Raw genomic sequence first — 13,864 nt, 5'->3', positions numbered from 1 at the left:
CCACCGGGCGGGTGGCCGCCGCCGGGCTACAGCTGCGCGGCGATCGCCTTGGCCGCCTCCACGTCCGGCCCCGGCAGGGGTACGAACAGCGTGCGGCGGTAGTACTCCAGCTCCCGGATGCTCTCCCGGATGTCGGCCAGCGCCCGGTGGGCCAGCCCCTTCTGCGGCTGCCCGAAGTACACCCGGGGGTACCAGCGGCGGCAGAGTTCCTTGATCGAGGAGACGTCGATCATGCGGTAGTGCAGGTGCGCGTCGAGCCGCGGCATGTCCCGGGCGAGGAAGCCCCGGTCGGTGGCGATCGAGTTGCCGCACAGCGGCGCCGAGCGGGGGTCCTTGACGTGGCTGGTCACGTACTCCAGCACCCGGTCCTCGGCCTCGGCCAGGGTGACCGTGGAGCGCCGGACCTCCTCGGTCAGCCCGGACTTGCCGTGCATCGTGCGGACGATCTCCGGCATCGCCGCCAGGGCCGCCTCGTCGGCGTGGATGACCACGTCGACCCCCTCGCCGAGCACGTTGAGGTCGGGGTCGGTGACGAGCGCGGCGACCTCTATCAGCGCGTCCCGCCCGAGATCCAAGCCGGTCATCTCACAGTCGATCCAGACGAGAAGGTCAGCCACCGGGACAGACTACGCGCAGCCCCGGTGCTCGCGCCTCGGCACCGACGGCGGGGCGGACCGCTAGGGTTTCCTGCGTGCCAGCCGAATCCGTCGCGCCACCTGCCGTCGCCACCGACGACCAGCGGGGCCGTCTGGTCCGCCGGGTCGTGACGGTGCTGGCGCTGGCCGCCGTGCTGCCGGTGCTCTACCTGCCCGGCCTGAACCACAACTTCCTCGACCTCAAGATCTACATGAGTGCGATGGACTGGTGGCGGGCCGGCCATCCGCTCTACGACTACGTGCAGCCCGACCGCGTGCAGGGCGAGCTCTACTTCACCTATCCGCCCTTCAGCGCGCTGCTGCTGTGGCCGTTCGGGCTGCTGAAGCTCGGCGCCACCGTGGCGATCTTCACCCTGCTCACCGTGCTCGCCCTGGTGGTGACCACCCGCTGGCTGGTCGAGCCGGTGATCGCCCGTCACGGGCTGCCGCGGGTCTTCACGCTCACCGTGGCGGTGCTGCTGGTCTTCGCCGTGGAGAGCACCCGGGAGACCATCACCTTCGGCCAGATCAACATGCTGCTGGTGGTGCTGATCCTGGCCGACCTGCTCTTCGCCGTACCCGGCGGGAAGCGCTGGGGCGGCGTGGGCGTGGGCCTGGCGACGGCGCTCAAGCTCTTTCCCGGCATCTTCATCGTCTACCTGCTGGTGACCCGGCAGTGGCGGGCGGCGGTGGTGGCGAGCGTGACCGCGGCCGCCGCGACGCTGCTCGCGGCGGCGGTCGCCCCGCGGGCCTCCTGGCGGTTCTGGACCCATGAGCTGTGGGCCACCGACCGGGTCGGCCGGCCCGACTACACCGGCAACCAGTCGCTGTTCGGGCTGCTCAACCGGCTCACCGTGCCAGAGGAGCCGAGCCGGCTGCTCTGGCTGGCGCTGGTCGCCCTGGTCGCCGGGTACGGCCTCTGGCGGGCCGCCCGCGCCGCGCGGTCCGGCGACGCGCTCACCGGCCTGGCCCTCACCGGCCTGGTCGGCAGCCTGGTCAGCCCGATCACCTGGACCCACCACATCTACTGGTTCATCCCCGCCGTGGTGGTGCTGGTGGACGCGGCCCTGGACGCCGGCCGCGGCACCGCCGAGGAGCGTCGACTGCGCTGGTGGCTGTTCGTGCTCGCCGCCGTCACCACGGCCGCGGTCAGCTACGGCGTGCTGTCCTTCCAGGACTGGGGCGTGGCGCCAGTGCGTACCGACTCCCCGGCCGAGTTCCTGTTCCGCAACGAGTACGTGCTGCTCGCGCTGCTGCTGGTGGTGACGCTGCCGGTGCGACGGGCACCGCTGCGCGGATAAGTTGCGCCAAATGGACAGATGTTCCCGTCCGCGACGTACCGCGCTAATCTGGTCTCAACTACCTCGGGTGTCTCCTCTGGTAGCAGCACCGATCCCCCGGTGAGGACGGCCCTCCACGTCGGCAGCGTGGAGGGCCGTCCGCCGCGTTCAGTCCCCCGACTCCGGGCGGACCGGACGGGGTGTCTCCGGCGGATTCCGCGGCGGCCAGGGCGGCAGGTCGGCGAGGGTGGCCGGCCGGGTCGACGGTGCCGCGTCGATCGCGGCCCGGGACGGTTCGGCGCCCACCGACACCAGCTGCCGCTGCGACGGTGGCGAACGGCGCTCCCGCGCATCGACGCCCAGGCCGCTCAGCGAGCTGACCCCGAGCCGGCCGGCGAGCACCGGCACCTGGTCCGGCTCCACCACGAAGACCACCTCGCGCGGGCGCACCGGACGTAGCAGCACCAGTCCCGCCAGGGCGACCAGCAGCAGCCCACCGGCCAGCAGGCCCCAGCCGGCCGCGCGGAAGCCGTCGACGCGCAGCCCGGCACGCAGGTCCACGGCCAGCTCGCCCCGGCCGTCCGGACGCATCACCACCAGGCTCAACCCCCGCCCGGCCAGCTCGTCGGGGCTCCACTCCAGCGCGCCGATCCCCTCCCGTACCCAGAAGGGCTGGTCGACCGGGACGGTGCCGGCGGGCCCGGGGGCGGCGGTGGGCCCGGCGTCGGCCAGGCGGACCGGCAGCGGGCCCCGGGTCAACGCGACCCGGTCGACCGTGGTGTGCGGGACCGACGCGAGCCAGCGGCGCACCTCGTCGGCCGGGGCCAGGCCGACGAAGGCCGGACCGTCCGGGGTGCGGGCGGCCAGGCGCAGCCGCGCCGGGCCCACCCGCGCGAAGGGCGCGTCCGCGCGCAGCAGCGCGTCGACGTCGGGCACCACGACCGCCCGGCCGGCGGTGCGGACCGGCTCGACGCGGGCGCCGAAGGTGCCGTCGGCGTCCGCGTGCCGGGCGACCATCCAGAGGCCGCCCCCGGCCAGCAACGCCGGAATCCCGACGACCAAGAGCAGCATTCCGGCGAGCGCCCGCACGAACCGCATCCGTTCCGTCTCCTTCGGTGACCGGGTACCCGGCAGACCTTACCGACGGGACCGCCATGATCTGCGGATATCGGTGCGACCGGGGTGAGACGGCCGCCGGCCCGCCGGAGGTGGGTCCGTCGGGCCGGCGGGGCGGCGCGGGCCGGGCGGGCCGGGCCCACCGGCGTGCCGGTCAGTCCTTCGCGGCCGGATCCCGGCGGGTCCGGGCGAAGGCCAGCCCGCCGAGGAGCAGACCGGCCAGCCCGGCCACCAGACCGGCGATCGCCAGCCCGGTGGCGGCGCCGTCGGAGTCGTCGTCATCGTCGTCGGCCTCGACCTGGGCGCCCGGCGACGCCGCCGGGGTGGCGGAGGCCGGCCCGGCGGTGAGGGCCAGCACCGGGGCCGGGTTCTCCGGCTCCTCGCCGCCTCCGGTGGGCTCCTCGATCCAGCGCTGGATGTTGCCGTCGGAGTACGTCTGCAACGTCTTGAAGACCATCGTGTCGACCTTCGGCAGCGGTCCCATCGAGACCGGGAACTCCTGGAACTGGCCCGGCTTGACCGCGGCGTCGCCGGTGGCCGTCCAGGTCAGCTTCGACACCGCCTCGGTGAGCTGGCTGCCGTGCACCTCGATCGGCGGGTCGACCTTGCGCTTCTCCACCGCCACCGTCCACCCGGGCACCGGCATGGTGGACACCGAGCCGACCGGGGCGTTCTCCGGCAGCACCACCTCGACCTTGGTGGTCGACGCGGTGTCGCTCTCGTTCGGCACCCGGAAGGCGAAGCGACCGTAGCCGCCCTGCGTCGCGTCCTTCGGATTGACCGTGACGTGCGCCGAGGCGGGCCCGGCGAAGCCGAGCACGGCCGTGCTGACGGCGGTGAGGGCGAGGGCGGCGACGGTCGCGGAGCGCCGGAGACGGGTCATGTGCGGGAGAGCCCTTCTTATCTGATCGGCACGGTGGCGGTCACCGTGGCCTGGTCGATCTCGGAGATGCGGACGGTGAAGCGCAGCTGCCACTCCCCCGCCGCCGGAAGGTTGATCTCCCCGGTGGCGTGGTTGTCGGTCAGCGCCAGCAACGGGATCTCGATCGGTTCGATCCCCGCCGACGGCAGCGCCGCGGTGGCCTTCCACTCGGCCACCGGCTGCGGCCGGTTGTCCGTCGTGTACGCGTACATGTGCAGCGTGTTGTTGCCCCGCTCGGCCGGGTCCAGCTCGACCTGCAGGGAGTAGATCGGGCTGGTCAGCGTCGACGAGTAGTAGCCGCCGGTCGTGTCGGCCGCGGTGGCGGCGACGGTGCGGGCCGGCGGGGTCTGCACCAGGACCGACGTGACGCCCAGCACGATGGCGGTGATGGCCAGCTCGGCCCAGATGGCCCGGCGCACCGGCACCGGCCGCTGGGCGGCGGTCCGCCGCCGCACCAGCGCCCGGGAGTACGCGGCCACCGCGATCACCAGCGCGAAGAGCCCGATCTTGGCGAGCAGCAGCCGGCCGTAGGTGGTCTGCACCAGCGCGGGCACGCTGCCCACCTCGACCAGCCCCTGCACGGTGCCGGCCAGCAGCAGCGCCGCCACGGCCAGCGCCGCCCAGCGCGACCAGACCGGCAGGATCGCGCCCAGCTCCCGCTCGTCGGCGCGGCGCAGCAGGAAGACCGCGAGCATCACCAGCCCGCCCAGCCAGACCGCCATGCCGCCCAGGTGCACCGCGTCGACCACCACCGACACCGCCGGGGCGGGCGAGGCGGCCGGGTGGCCGGCCAGCGGCCAGGTGAACAGCGCCGCCCCGCCGAGGAGGGCCAGGATGAGCGCGTCGGTGCGGCCGACCGGCCCGGCGGTCAGCGGGCGGAGCAGGAACGCGACCGCCGCCAGCAGGCCCAGCCGGACCAGGTGCGCGGTGCCGTACGAGCTGCCGAAGACCTCACCGAAGCCCTCCCCGGTGACGTCGAACAACCCGCCACCCGCCGTGTACGGCACCTGCAACCACAGCTCGGCCAGGGTGGCGGCGGCCAGCAGGCCCAGACCGGCCCAGGCCAGCCGCGCCGGACCGCGCCGGGAGAGCCGCCGCGGCCAGAGGGCGGCGAGCACCAGCGCCGGCCCGACCACCAGCAGCAGCCCCACGTAGCCCAGGGACCGGGCCACCTTCATCGCGGTGTCCACCACGGGGTCGGCGCGGCTGTCCGAGCCGGAGTCGGTCGGCGGCGTCGACGGCGCGCCGACGGAGTACGTGAACGCGCCGGAGACCGGGTGGCTGTCGGCGGAGATCACCCGGTAGCTGACCAGGTAGGTGCCGCGCGGTCCGGCCGGGTCCACCGCGAGGGTCACCACGCCGCCCTCGAAGGTCGGTTCGCCCCGGTCGGCCCGGGAGCCGTCCGGCGCGATCACCCGGATCTTGCCGGGCACCTTGCGGACCGACTCGCTGAAGGTCAGCACCACCTCGGCCGGCCCGCTCGGCACCACGGCGGAGGCCTGCGGGCTGCTGCTGACCAGCACGGCGTGGGCACTGGCCGGGGTCGCCGGGGCGAGCAGCAGGGCGACCAGGGTGACCAGCAGGCCGGCCGCGGCGGCCAGCCGCCCGATCCGGCGACGATCGACGACGTTCATGCCGGCCATGCTCGCCGACGCGACACCCGTTCGGCGAACCGCCCCCGCGCGGACTCCCGACCCGCCACCTCCGCGGACGCCCGCCCGGGCCGGCCTCACCCGCGCCCCGCCGCGACAGCGGTGGACCACCGCCGGTCGGTGTCCCCGCTGACCCGGCCCAGGGCCCACAGCAGCCCCGCCTGCACCACGGCGGCCAGGTGGCCGACCTCGTGCACCAGGGCGGTGGTCGAGTTGGCGATGTCCACCACGCTGGTGCCGGCCAGGCAGACCGCGAGCACCAGCGCCACCGGCAGGAACGCCCGGGCGCGCTCCGGGCGCCACGCGGCCAGCGCGAACCCGACCGCGAGCGCGACGTCGAAGGAGGCCATCTCCCGGCTGGTGTGCGGGTCGGCCGCCACGCCCAGGCCGGCGAGCAGCAGCGGCAACGCCACGGCGAGCTGCGCGACCGCGGCCACCGCGACGGCGATCCGCAGCAGCTGGCGACGGGCCGCCCGGACGGCCGCCGGCGAACGGCCGGCGAGCACCGGGTCGGCGGCCACCGCCGCCAGCACCGAGGCGGTGAGGTCGGGCACCTCGACCACGCGGACCCGGGTGAGCCGGGTCACCTGCTCGGCCCGGGACAGCCAGGAACGGCAGCCGGGGCAGCCCTCCGTGTGGGCGTCCAGCGCCGGCGCCGGCACCTGCGGGTCCTCCCCGTCCAGCCGCGCCGACAGCGCCACGCGTACGTCGTCGCAGTTCATGAGGGGGTAGTCGGGTACGGGCGGGGAAAAGTTCCCGACGTGGGCGAGGCCATAGAAAGGGTCGAAGGACCCTGCCCACCCCCGGCACGCCGCGTAGCCTTCTCTGACGTGATCCCCGTCCCGCGCGACACCACCGCCGCCGGCCGCACCGGCACGTCGGACGGGGCTGCGCGGGAGTCGGCGACCCGGTGGGCGCTGGCCGCCCGGGACGGCGACCCGGTCGCCCAGGCCGCCTTCGTCCGGGCCACCCAGGCCGAGGTGTGGCGCTTCGCCGCCGCGCTGGTCGACCCGGACAGCGCCGACGACCTCACCCAGGAGACCTACCTGCGGGCCTTCCGGGCGCTGCCCGGCTTCGAGGGACGCTCCAGCGCGCGCACCTGGCTGCTCGGCATCGCCCGCCGGGCCTGCGCCGACCACCTGCGCACCGTGGTCCGCCGCCGGCGGCTGGACGAGCGGCTCGCCGCGAACGCCCACACCGACCGCCCGTACCCGGACCCGGCCGGGCAGCTCGGGGCCGCCGACCTGGTCCGCCGCCTCCCCGCCGACCGTCGCGGGGCGTTCGTGCTCACCCAACTGCTCGGCCTGTCCTACGCCGAGGCCGCCGCCGTGGAGGGGGTGCCGGTGGGCACCATCCGCTCCCGGGTGGCCCGCGCCCGCACCGATCTCGTCGACGCCGTCGACGCCGCGCTGGCCGGCTGACCGGTGGAACTTCCGGGCCGGACGGAGCGACCAATGACCGTGACCGTAGCGCGCACCCCGGTCGACCGCCGCCCCGCCCTCCGCCCCTGGCTCGGCACCGCCGCCCGGCTCGGCCTGGCCACGGTCTGGCTGGTCGCCGGCGCCACCAAGGTCGGCGACCTCGCCGCATCCGGGCGCGCGGTCGTCGCCTACCAGGTCATGCCATACGACGTGGCCACGGTGATCGGCGCGGCGCTGCCCTTCGTGGAGCTGGCGCTCGGGGTGATCCTGCTGCTGGGGCTGGCCACCCGGCTCGCCGCCGGGGTCTCCGCGGCGCTGCTGGTGGTCTTCGTCGCGGGCATCGCGTCGGCCTGGAGCCGCGGCCTGGCGATCGACTGCGGCTGCTTCGGCAGCGGCGGGCAGCTCGCCGCCGGGCAGTCCCCGAGCTACCTCCCGGAGATCCTCCGGGACCTGGGATTCCTGGCGCTGGCCGGATTCCTGCTGAGCTGGCCCCGCACCCCGTTCTCGGTGGACGGCTGGCTGGCGGGGGAACCACCCGTGGAGGACGAGGATGACTAGTCGCAAGGGGCAGCGGGACGCGGCCCGGGTGGTCCGCCAGCAGTTGGCCCGGGAGAAGCGGCGCAGGCGGACGCTCTGGGCGTCGGTGGCCGCGGTCGCGGTGCTGGTGATCGCCGGCCTGATCGGTTGGAGCGTCTGGTCCGGCCAGCGCGCCGACGAGTTCACCGCGCCGAAGGGCGCCAACGACGCCGGCACCGGCATCGTGCTCGGCTCCGGCCCGGTCACCATCGACCTGTACGAGGACTACCTCTGCCCCGCCTGCCAGCAGTTCCAGCAGGTCAGCGGCGCGACGATCGACCAGTTGGTCAGCGAGGGCAAGGCCCGGGTGGTCTTCCACCCGGTGGCCTACCTCAACCGCTACTCCACCACCGACTACAGCACCCGCTCGTCGGCCGCCGCCGGCTGCGCCGCCGAGGGCGGCAGGTTCAAGGAGTTCACCGACCGGCTCTTCGAACGGCAGCCGCGCGAGGGCGGCGCCGGGCTGAGCGACGACGAGCTGATCGAGATCGGCGCGGGGCTCGGCCTGGACCGGGACGACTTCGGGTCCTGCGTCCGGGAGGGGAGGTTCAAGCCGTGGACCGAACGGGTGACGGAGGACGCCAGCCGGTCCGGCGTCACCGGGACGCCCACCATCAAGGTCGACGGCAAGAACGTCGAGGACCGCTCCCCCGAGGGAATCAAGGCGGCGGTGGCGGCGGCCGGCCGATGATCCCTCTCCCCCTGCGGCGGGCCGGGCTGGTCCTCACCGCCGCGCTCCTCACCGTCCTCACCCTCGCCGCGCCGGCCGCCGCGCACGGCGCGGACGCCCCCGACGGCACCGACTACCGCACCGCGGTGACCGGGCTCACCCCGGCCCGGCCGGGGCTGACCGTGCGGGCCGTCGAGACGGGCGCCCGGCTGGAACTGGTCAACCACACCGGGCGGACCGTCGAGGTGATCGGCTACTCCGGGGAGCCGTACCTGCGGGTCGGGCCGGACGGGGTCTTCGAGAACACCCGCTCCCCGGCGACGTACCTGAACCGGACCCTGGCCGGGGCGACCACCCTGCCGCCCGAGGCCGACCCGGCCGCCGCGCCGCAGTGGCGCCGGGTCACGGACGACGACCGGGTGCGCTGGCACGACCAGCGCGCCCAGTGGCGGCAGCCGGGGCCGCCGGCCCGGGTCGCCGCCGACCCGACCCGGGAACACCGGGTCCGCGACTGGGTGGTCCCGCTCCGCGACGGCGCCGAGCCGCTGGAGGTCAGGGGCACCGTCGACTGGGTGCCGCCGCCGGACCCGTACCCGTGGTGGGTCGCCGCCGCGCTGGGTTTCCTGGTCGTCGGGGCGGCCGGCCTACTGCCGGCCGGCTCGGCGGCCGGGGTACGGGCGCTGGACGCGGTCGGGGCGGTGCTGGCGCTCGGCGGCGTGGCCGCCGTGACGCTGGTCGTCGGGCGGGAGCTGGACGCGGGCGCCGAGGGGCTCGGCGGGGTGCTCGCCGGGCTGCTGAGCGGGCAGATGTGGGCGCTGCTCACCGGGCTCGGCGCGCTCGCCGCGGGCGGCTACGCGCTGGCTCGCCGGCCGGCGGCGGACTTCGCGCTGGCGCTGGCCGGGGCCTGCCTGGCGCTCTTCGTCGGCGCGGCCAACACCGCCGTCCTCGCCCGCGCGGTGGTGCCCGTGCCGTGGCCGGCCACCGGGGCGCGGCTGCTGGTCACCCTGGTCCTCGCCGCCGGCGCCGGTGCGGTCGGCGCGGGCGTCCTACGCCTGCACGCCGCCGGCCGCACGACCCCCGCCACCATCCCGCACCCCGCCCCGACGCACACCTGACCGCTCACCACCCGCCCGCCCCGCCGGGGGTCAGGGGCGGGGGAGGGAGCGGGGGCTGAATCCGTAGGGAAGTTCGAGGCGATGGCGGGAGAGCAGGTCCGGATCCGTCAGGACGTCGAGGGTGGGGGCGTCGGCGACGATGCGGCCGGCGTCGAGGATGACCGCCCGGTCGCAGAGCTCGGCGGCGTACGGCAGGTCGTGTGTGACCATCAGCAGCGTCACCGGCAGGCCGCGCAGGATCTCCGCCAGCTCCCGCCGGGCGGCCGGGTCGAGGTTCGACGAGGGCTCGTCGAGCACCAGGATCTCCGGGCGCATGGCGAGCACCGTGGCGACCGCCACCCGACGGCGCTGCCCGAAGGAGAGGTGGTGCGGTGCCCGGTCCCGGTGCTCGCCCATCCCCACCGCCGCGAGGGCCTCGTCGACCCGCTCGGCCAGCTCCGCGCCGCGCAGCCCCAGGTTGGCCGGGCCGAACGCCACGTCCTCTGCGACGGTGGGCAGGAAGAGCTGGTCGTCCGGGTCCTGGAAGACGATGCCGACCCGGCGCCGGACCTCGGCCAGCTCGGCCCGGTCCCGGCTCACCGTCAACCCGCCGACGCTGACCGTCCCCGCCGTCGGGGTGAGGATGCCGTTGAGGTGCAGCACCAGCGTGGTCTTGCCGGCGCCGTTGGGACCGAGCAGGGCCACCCGCTCACCGCGCGGCACGGTCAGGTCCACCCCGTCGAGGGCGACGTGGCCGTCCGGGTAGGCGTACCGGACGCCACGGACGTCCAGCGAGGGAGCGGTCTGCACGTATCCGATCATGTCAGGACGACGGCGGTCGCGGCGATGGTGACCGCGACCAGCGGCACGGTGGCCGCGGCCAGCCACTGCCCGGCGGTGGCCGCGCCCGCGCCCTGCCAGACCGCCGGCATCCGCCCGGAGTATCCGCGCGACAGCATCGCCAGGTAGACCCGCTCCCCGCGCTCGAAGGCGCGCAGGAAGAGCGCGCCCACCCCCGCCGCGAAGCCGCGCAGCTGCCAGAGGAAACGCGGGTCGTCGCCGCGGGAGACCCGGGCCACCCGCATCCGGCGGGCCTCACCGACCAGGACGTCCAGGTAGCGCAGCATGAAGGTGGCGATCTGGGTGAGGATCTGCGGGCAGCGCAGCCGGTCCAGGCCGAGGATCAGGTCCCGGGTCGTCGTGGTCGCGGCCAGCAACAGCGACACGAGTACGCCGAGCGTGCCCTTGGCGACGATGTTCCACGCCCCGTACAGGCCGTCGACGGAGAGGCTCAGCCCGGCCAGCTCCGTCCGCTCCCCCGCGCCGAGGAAGGGCAACGCCACCGCGAAGAGCACGAACGGCAGCTCGATCATCGAGCGGAGCAGCAGCCAGCGGGCACCGACCCGGGCCAGCGCGGCGACCCCGGCGACCAGCAGCGCGTACCCACCGAAGGCCCAGAACGCCTCGCGCGGGGTGGCCACCACGGCGAGCGTGAAGAGCACCATCGCCGCGATCTTCACCTCGGGCGGCAGTCGGTGCACCGGGGAACCGGCATCCCGGTAGAGGACGTGCGCGTGCCCCGCGCCCATCGCCGTACCCCCGGCTCAGCCGACGTGGCCGGCGGGCCGCCGGTCCTCGCCGGTCGCCTCGGCGCCGGCCGGCGCGCGGCGGCGCAGCAGCCAGAAGGCGCCGCCGCCGATGGCGAAGGTGAGCAGCACCCCGACCACGCCGGAGAGCCCGGTGGAGAGGAAACCGTTGTCGATCCCACGCACGCCGTAGTCGGCCAGCGGGCTGTCGGCCAGCTCGTGGTCCTTCGCCTGCTGGGCCGGGCAGGAACCGCCGGTGATGCGGTCGTCGGCGTCGACGGTGCAGCCCTTGAGCAGCGAGGAGTCCAGTCCGTCGGGGTGCGCCGAGGCGTAGTTGCTGACCACTCCGGCCAGCAGGAGCGCGACCAGCAGGCCGACCGCGACGAAACCCCAGGAACGCTTCCTCACCGGACACCTCCGACAACCGGGACGGGCGCCGGCGTGGCCGGCTTCAGGGCGCGCAGCGCGTACACCAGGTCGGGACGCACCTTGGCGACGGTGACCACGGTGGTGGCGGTGATCAGGCCCTCGCCGACGCCGATCAGCAGGTGCGCGACGGCCATCGTGCCGGCCAGCCCGGTGATGTTGCCACCGAGGTCGGTGGTGCCGCCCAGCCAGTACTGCAGGACGAAGCCCTGGGCGGCGACCGCCACGCTCACCAGCGCGGAGACGAACGCGGTGACGCCCAGCCCGCCCGGGGTCCGCGGCAGCACCCGCAGCAGCAGCGCGATCAGCAGGTACGCCGCCGCGGTGCCGAGCAGGGCCATGTTGGTGATGTTCAGGCCGAGCATCGCCACGCCGCCGTCGCCGAAGACCAGCGCCTGGACGATCAGCACCACCGCCACGCAGAGCGCGCCCACCCACGGGCCGACCAGCAGGGCGGCGAGCGCGCCGCCGAGCAGGTGGCCGCTCACCCCGGCGGTGAAGATCGGGAAGTTGAGCATCTGCACGGCGAAGATGAAGGCGGCGACCAGGCCGGCCATCGGAGCCAGCCGGTCGTCCAGGTCGCGTCGGCCGCGCAGCACGCAGAAGGTCAGCGCGGCGAGCGCGACGGCCGCGAAGATCCCCGCCACGGGACCGTTGATGATCCCGTTCGAGATGTGCATCGCCAGGGTGTCCACACCGCGCAGCCTATTTCCCGGGCCTGGTTGTTGCCAAGGCATGGCAACAAGCATGGTGTTGATCACCATGTGGTCCGGCGCGGGCGGCCCGACGCCGGTCGGCCCGGCGGTAGGGTCTCTGCCATGACCGCGCCCGACCGCCTCACCCCCGGTGACCCCGCCCCCGAGTTCAGCCTGCCCACCGACACCGGCGAGACGCTCTCCCTGGCCGACCTGCGCGGCCGCCGGGTCATCCTGTACGCCTACCCGGCGGCGATGACGCCCGGCTGCACCAAGCAGGCGTGCGACTTCCGCGACTCTCTCGCCTCGCTCCAGGCCGCCGGCTACGCGGTGGTCGGCATCTCCCCCGACAAGCCGGAGAAGCTCGCCAAGTTCCGCGACCGCGACGCCATCACCTTCCCGCTCGTCGCCGACACCGACCGGTCGGTCCTCACCGCGTACGGCGCGTACGGCGAGAAGCAGCTGTACGGCAAGACCGTGACGGGGGTGATCCGCTCCACGTTCGTCATCGACCCGGACGGCAAGATCGAGCGGGCGCTCTACAACGTCAAGGCCACCGGCCACGTCGCGAAGCTGCGCCGCGACCTCGGCCTCGACTGAGGCGTCCCGCCGGGCCACTACCGTCGGCCCCCGCCGGGGGCGGGACTCCACACCGCTGCGGCCGGACGCTCTAGACTCAGCGGACCGGCGGGAGTGGCGGAACGGCAGACGCGGTAGGTTTAGGTCCTATTGTCCGAAAGGACGTGGGGGTTCGAATCCCCTCTCCCGCACCAGGCAGCGCTGTCGGGCGCGTCACGATCGCGGGCTCACGCCGCGCCGGTTCGCCAGGATGACCGGCGTGAGTCTGCGCTTCGTCCTCGACCCCGACCTCACCGCCGACCTGCGCGAGCGGATCATCGCCCTCTGGGTGGACGTCACCAACGCCGGCGGCGCGGTCGGCTTCGTCGCCCCGGTCACCGCCGCCGAGGTCCGCGCGGTCGCCGACGAGACCTTCGCCGACATCACCGACGGACCGGACCGGCTGCTGGTCGGGTACGACGGCGAGCGCCCGATCGGCGTACTGATCCTCGCGGACAACCGGTTCCGCCTGAAGTCGCACTGGGGCACCCTGAAGCGGGTGATGGTCCACCCGGACACCCAGGGCCGGGGCCACGGCGTCGCCCTGATGCGCGAGGCCGAACGGCGCGCCCCCGAACTGGGCTGGCAGGCGCTGCACGTCACGGTCCGGGGCGGGCTGGGCGTGGAGGAGTTCTACACCCGGCTCGGCTACCGCGAGGTGGGACGCCTGCCGGGCGCCCTGCGGCTGGCCGACGGCGACCACCGGGACGAGATCCTCATGTGGCGCGACCTCGCCTGACCCACCTTCGCGGCGGACCGCCCACCCGAGGGCGGCACCGCCCGCAGCGGAGTCGGTCAGCCGCGCCGACCGGCCAGCAGCCCGGACCCGACCACGGCCAGCGAGCGCAGCGGCTCGGCCGTCTCCGGGCGGGTACGCAGCAGGTCCTCCAGCCGGACCCGCCACCGGCCCGCCTCGATCGGGGCCCGGTCGACGCCCCCGGACACGCGGAGCCGGTCCCGGGTGTCGCGCAGGGCTCGCGCGCAGTCCGGGCCGAGCAGCCCGCCCAGCTCGGTGCCGAGCCAGCCGAGAAGCGCGTCGTCGTCGGCCGCGGCGACGATCAACCGGGCCATGTCCCAGGCCACGCGGGGTTGGTGGACGACCTGCATCTCGACTCCTCCGTCGGAGTGACCGTTGACACCATCATCGATGTCCGCGAGCCGGGTCGGCAAGCC

The 13,864-nt window shown here is 74.9% G+C and carries 17 protein-coding genes and 1 tRNA gene; 8 read left to right on the top strand and 10 right to left on the bottom strand.

Features of this window, described 5'->3' with window-relative positions; all coding sequences use genetic code 11:
• Window positions 1-26: 26 nt before the first annotated feature.
• Window positions 27-617 (bottom strand): oligoribonuclease, encoded by a 591-nt coding sequence (orn, locus tag V6U79_RS01495; RefSeq protein ID WP_334613195.1) that lies wholly within the window; start codon window positions 615-617, stop codon window positions 27-29.
• 74 nt (window positions 618-691) lie between these two features.
• Here orn and V6U79_RS01490 point away from each other — a divergent pair, with 74 nt between their 5' ends.
• Complete coding sequence (locus tag V6U79_RS01490; RefSeq protein ID WP_334613194.1) at window positions 692-1,936, top strand: glycosyltransferase 87 family protein; 1,245 nt, start codon at window positions 692-694, stop codon at window positions 1,934-1,936.
• Window positions 1,937-2,083: 147 nt separating this feature from the next.
• Here V6U79_RS01490 and V6U79_RS29730 read toward each other — a convergent pair whose 3' ends face one another.
• The 4 genes from V6U79_RS29730 to V6U79_RS01470 form a co-directional block, all read right to left on the bottom strand.
• Window positions 2,084-3,013, bottom strand: coding sequence for a hypothetical protein (locus V6U79_RS29730; protein ID WP_442933730.1), 930 nt, complete (start codon window positions 3,011-3,013; stop codon window positions 2,084-2,086).
• 172 nt (window positions 3,014-3,185) lie between these two features.
• The gene (locus V6U79_RS01480; RefSeq protein ID WP_334613193.1) at window positions 3,186-3,914 is read right to left on the bottom strand and encodes a YcnI family copper-binding membrane protein; all 729 of its coding nucleotides are present in this window, start codon (window positions 3,912-3,914) and stop codon (window positions 3,186-3,188) included.
• A 17-nt stretch (window positions 3,915-3,931) separates the two neighbouring features.
• Window positions 3,932-5,596 (bottom strand): copper resistance CopC/CopD family protein, encoded by a 1,665-nt coding sequence (locus V6U79_RS01475; RefSeq protein ID WP_334613192.1) that lies wholly within the window; start codon window positions 5,594-5,596, stop codon window positions 3,932-3,934.
• Between the two features lie 86 nt (window positions 5,597-5,682).
• Window positions 5,683-6,327: a zf-HC2 domain-containing protein gene (locus tag V6U79_RS01470; RefSeq protein ID WP_334519195.1), complete on the bottom strand. Its 645-nt coding sequence runs from the start codon at window positions 6,325-6,327 to the stop codon at window positions 5,683-5,685.
• Between the two features lie 108 nt (window positions 6,328-6,435).
• On the opposite strand from V6U79_RS01470, the gene V6U79_RS01465 reads away from it, so the two are divergent.
• Genes V6U79_RS01465 through V6U79_RS01450 form a run of 4 tightly spaced genes read left to right on the top strand, consistent with a single transcriptional unit; the run spans window position 6,436 to window position 9,387 of the window.
• Window positions 6,436-7,026 (top strand): sigma-70 family RNA polymerase sigma factor, encoded by a 591-nt coding sequence (locus V6U79_RS01465; protein ID WP_334613190.1) that lies wholly within the window; start codon window positions 6,436-6,438, stop codon window positions 7,024-7,026.
• A 33-nt stretch (window positions 7,027-7,059) separates the two neighbouring features.
• Complete coding sequence (locus tag V6U79_RS01460) at window positions 7,060-7,584, top strand: MauE/DoxX family redox-associated membrane protein (RefSeq protein WP_334613189.1); 525 nt, start codon at window positions 7,060-7,062, stop codon at window positions 7,582-7,584.
• Window positions 7,577-8,293 carry a DsbA family protein gene (locus V6U79_RS01455; RefSeq protein ID WP_334613187.1) on the top strand — a complete coding sequence of 239 codons (717 nt, stop codon included), beginning with the start codon at window positions 7,577-7,579 and terminating at the stop codon, window positions 8,291-8,293. The genes V6U79_RS01460 and V6U79_RS01455 overlap by 8 nt, the downstream gene beginning before the upstream one ends.
• Complete coding sequence (locus V6U79_RS01450) at window positions 8,290-9,387, top strand: hypothetical protein (protein ID WP_442933729.1); 1,098 nt, start codon at window positions 8,290-8,292, stop codon at window positions 9,385-9,387. The genes V6U79_RS01455 and V6U79_RS01450 overlap by 4 nt, the downstream gene beginning before the upstream one ends.
• A 30-nt stretch (window positions 9,388-9,417) precedes the next feature.
• On the opposite strand, the gene V6U79_RS01445 is transcribed toward V6U79_RS01450, so the two are convergent.
• The 4 genes from V6U79_RS01445 to V6U79_RS01430 are packed head-to-tail and all read right to left on the bottom strand — an operon-like array spanning window position 9,418 to window position 12,073.
• Entirely contained in the window at window positions 9,418-10,188 is a 771-nt protein-coding gene (locus V6U79_RS01445; RefSeq protein ID WP_334519206.1) for an energy-coupling factor ABC transporter ATP-binding protein, read from the bottom strand.
• The gene (gene cbiQ / locus V6U79_RS01440; RefSeq protein WP_334519209.1) at window positions 10,185-10,955 is read right to left on the bottom strand and encodes a cobalt ECF transporter T component CbiQ; all 771 of its coding nucleotides are present in this window, start codon (window positions 10,953-10,955) and stop codon (window positions 10,185-10,187) included. Before cbiQ ends, V6U79_RS01445 begins: the two co-directional genes overlap by 4 nt.
• Window positions 10,956-10,970: 15 nt before the next feature.
• Window positions 10,971-11,360, bottom strand: coding sequence for a PDGLE domain-containing protein (locus V6U79_RS01435; protein WP_334613186.1), 390 nt, complete (start codon window positions 11,358-11,360; stop codon window positions 10,971-10,973).
• Window positions 11,357-12,073: an energy-coupling factor ABC transporter permease gene (locus V6U79_RS01430; RefSeq protein WP_334519215.1), complete on the bottom strand. Its 717-nt coding sequence runs from the start codon at window positions 12,071-12,073 to the stop codon at window positions 11,357-11,359. The genes V6U79_RS01435 and V6U79_RS01430 overlap by 4 nt, the downstream gene beginning before the upstream one ends.
• Window positions 12,074-12,196: 123 nt before the next feature.
• Here V6U79_RS01430 and bcp point away from each other — a divergent pair, with 123 nt between their 5' ends.
• From bcp to V6U79_RS01415, 3 genes are all read left to right on the top strand, one after another.
• Window positions 12,197-12,673, top strand: a complete 477-nt coding sequence (bcp, locus tag V6U79_RS01425) for a thioredoxin-dependent thiol peroxidase (protein ID WP_334519218.1) — start codon at window positions 12,197-12,199, stop codon at window positions 12,671-12,673.
• 87 nt (window positions 12,674-12,760) lie between these two features.
• Window positions 12,761-12,846 (top strand) — tRNA-Leu (locus tag V6U79_RS01420).
• Between the two features lie 56 nt (window positions 12,847-12,902).
• Window positions 12,903-13,430: a GNAT family N-acetyltransferase gene (locus tag V6U79_RS01415; protein ID WP_442933728.1), complete on the top strand. Its 528-nt coding sequence runs from the start codon at window positions 12,903-12,905 to the stop codon at window positions 13,428-13,430.
• Between the two features lie 56 nt (window positions 13,431-13,486).
• Here V6U79_RS01415 and V6U79_RS01410 read toward each other — a convergent pair whose 3' ends face one another.
• Window positions 13,487-13,798 (bottom strand): hypothetical protein, encoded by a 312-nt coding sequence (locus V6U79_RS01410; protein WP_334519221.1) that lies wholly within the window; start codon window positions 13,796-13,798, stop codon window positions 13,487-13,489.
• Window positions 13,799-13,864: the final 66 nt, after the last annotated feature.

The sequence above is a fragment of the Micromonospora psammae genome (genome assembly GCF_036902725.1).
GTDB lineage: Bacteria > Actinomycetota > Actinomycetes > Mycobacteriales > Micromonosporaceae > Micromonospora.
This window is presented reverse-complemented; position numbering and strand designations above follow the sequence as displayed.

Coding starts and splice junctions, on each gene's coding strand:
- V6U79_RS29730 (WP_442933730.1), bottom strand. CDS start 3,013: ATGCGGTTCGTGCGGGCGCTCGCCGGAATGCTGCTCTTGGTCGTCGGG.
- V6U79_RS01480 (WP_334613193.1), bottom strand. CDS start 3,914: ATGACCCGTCTCCGGCGCTCCGCGACCGTCGCCGCCCTCGCCCTCACC.
- V6U79_RS01475 (WP_334613192.1), bottom strand. CDS start 5,596: ATGGCCGGCATGAACGTCGTCGATCGTCGCCGGATCGGGCGGCTGGCC.
- V6U79_RS01470 (WP_334519195.1), bottom strand. CDS start 6,327: ATGAACTGCGACGACGTACGCGTGGCGCTGTCGGCGCGGCTGGACGGG.
- V6U79_RS01460 (WP_334613189.1), top strand. CDS start 7,060: ATGACCGTGACCGTAGCGCGCACCCCGGTCGACCGCCGCCCCGCCCTC.
- V6U79_RS01455 (WP_334613187.1), top strand. CDS start 7,577: ATGACTAGTCGCAAGGGGCAGCGGGACGCGGCCCGGGTGGTCCGCCAG.
- V6U79_RS01450 (WP_442933729.1), top strand. CDS start 8,290: ATGATCCCTCTCCCCCTGCGGCGGGCCGGGCTGGTCCTCACCGCCGCG.
- V6U79_RS01445 (WP_334519206.1), bottom strand. CDS start 10,188: ATGATCGGATACGTGCAGACCGCTCCCTCGCTGGACGTCCGTGGCGTC.
- cbiQ (WP_334519209.1), bottom strand. CDS start 10,955: ATGGGCGCGGGGCACGCGCACGTCCTCTACCGGGATGCCGGTTCCCCG.
- bcp (WP_334519218.1), top strand. CDS start 12,197: ATGACCGCGCCCGACCGCCTCACCCCCGGTGACCCCGCCCCCGAGTTC.
- V6U79_RS01415 (WP_442933728.1), top strand. CDS start 12,903: ATGACCGGCGTGAGTCTGCGCTTCGTCCTCGACCCCGACCTCACCGCC.
- V6U79_RS01410 (WP_334519221.1), bottom strand. CDS start 13,798: ATGCAGGTCGTCCACCAACCCCGCGTGGCCTGGGACATGGCCCGGTTG.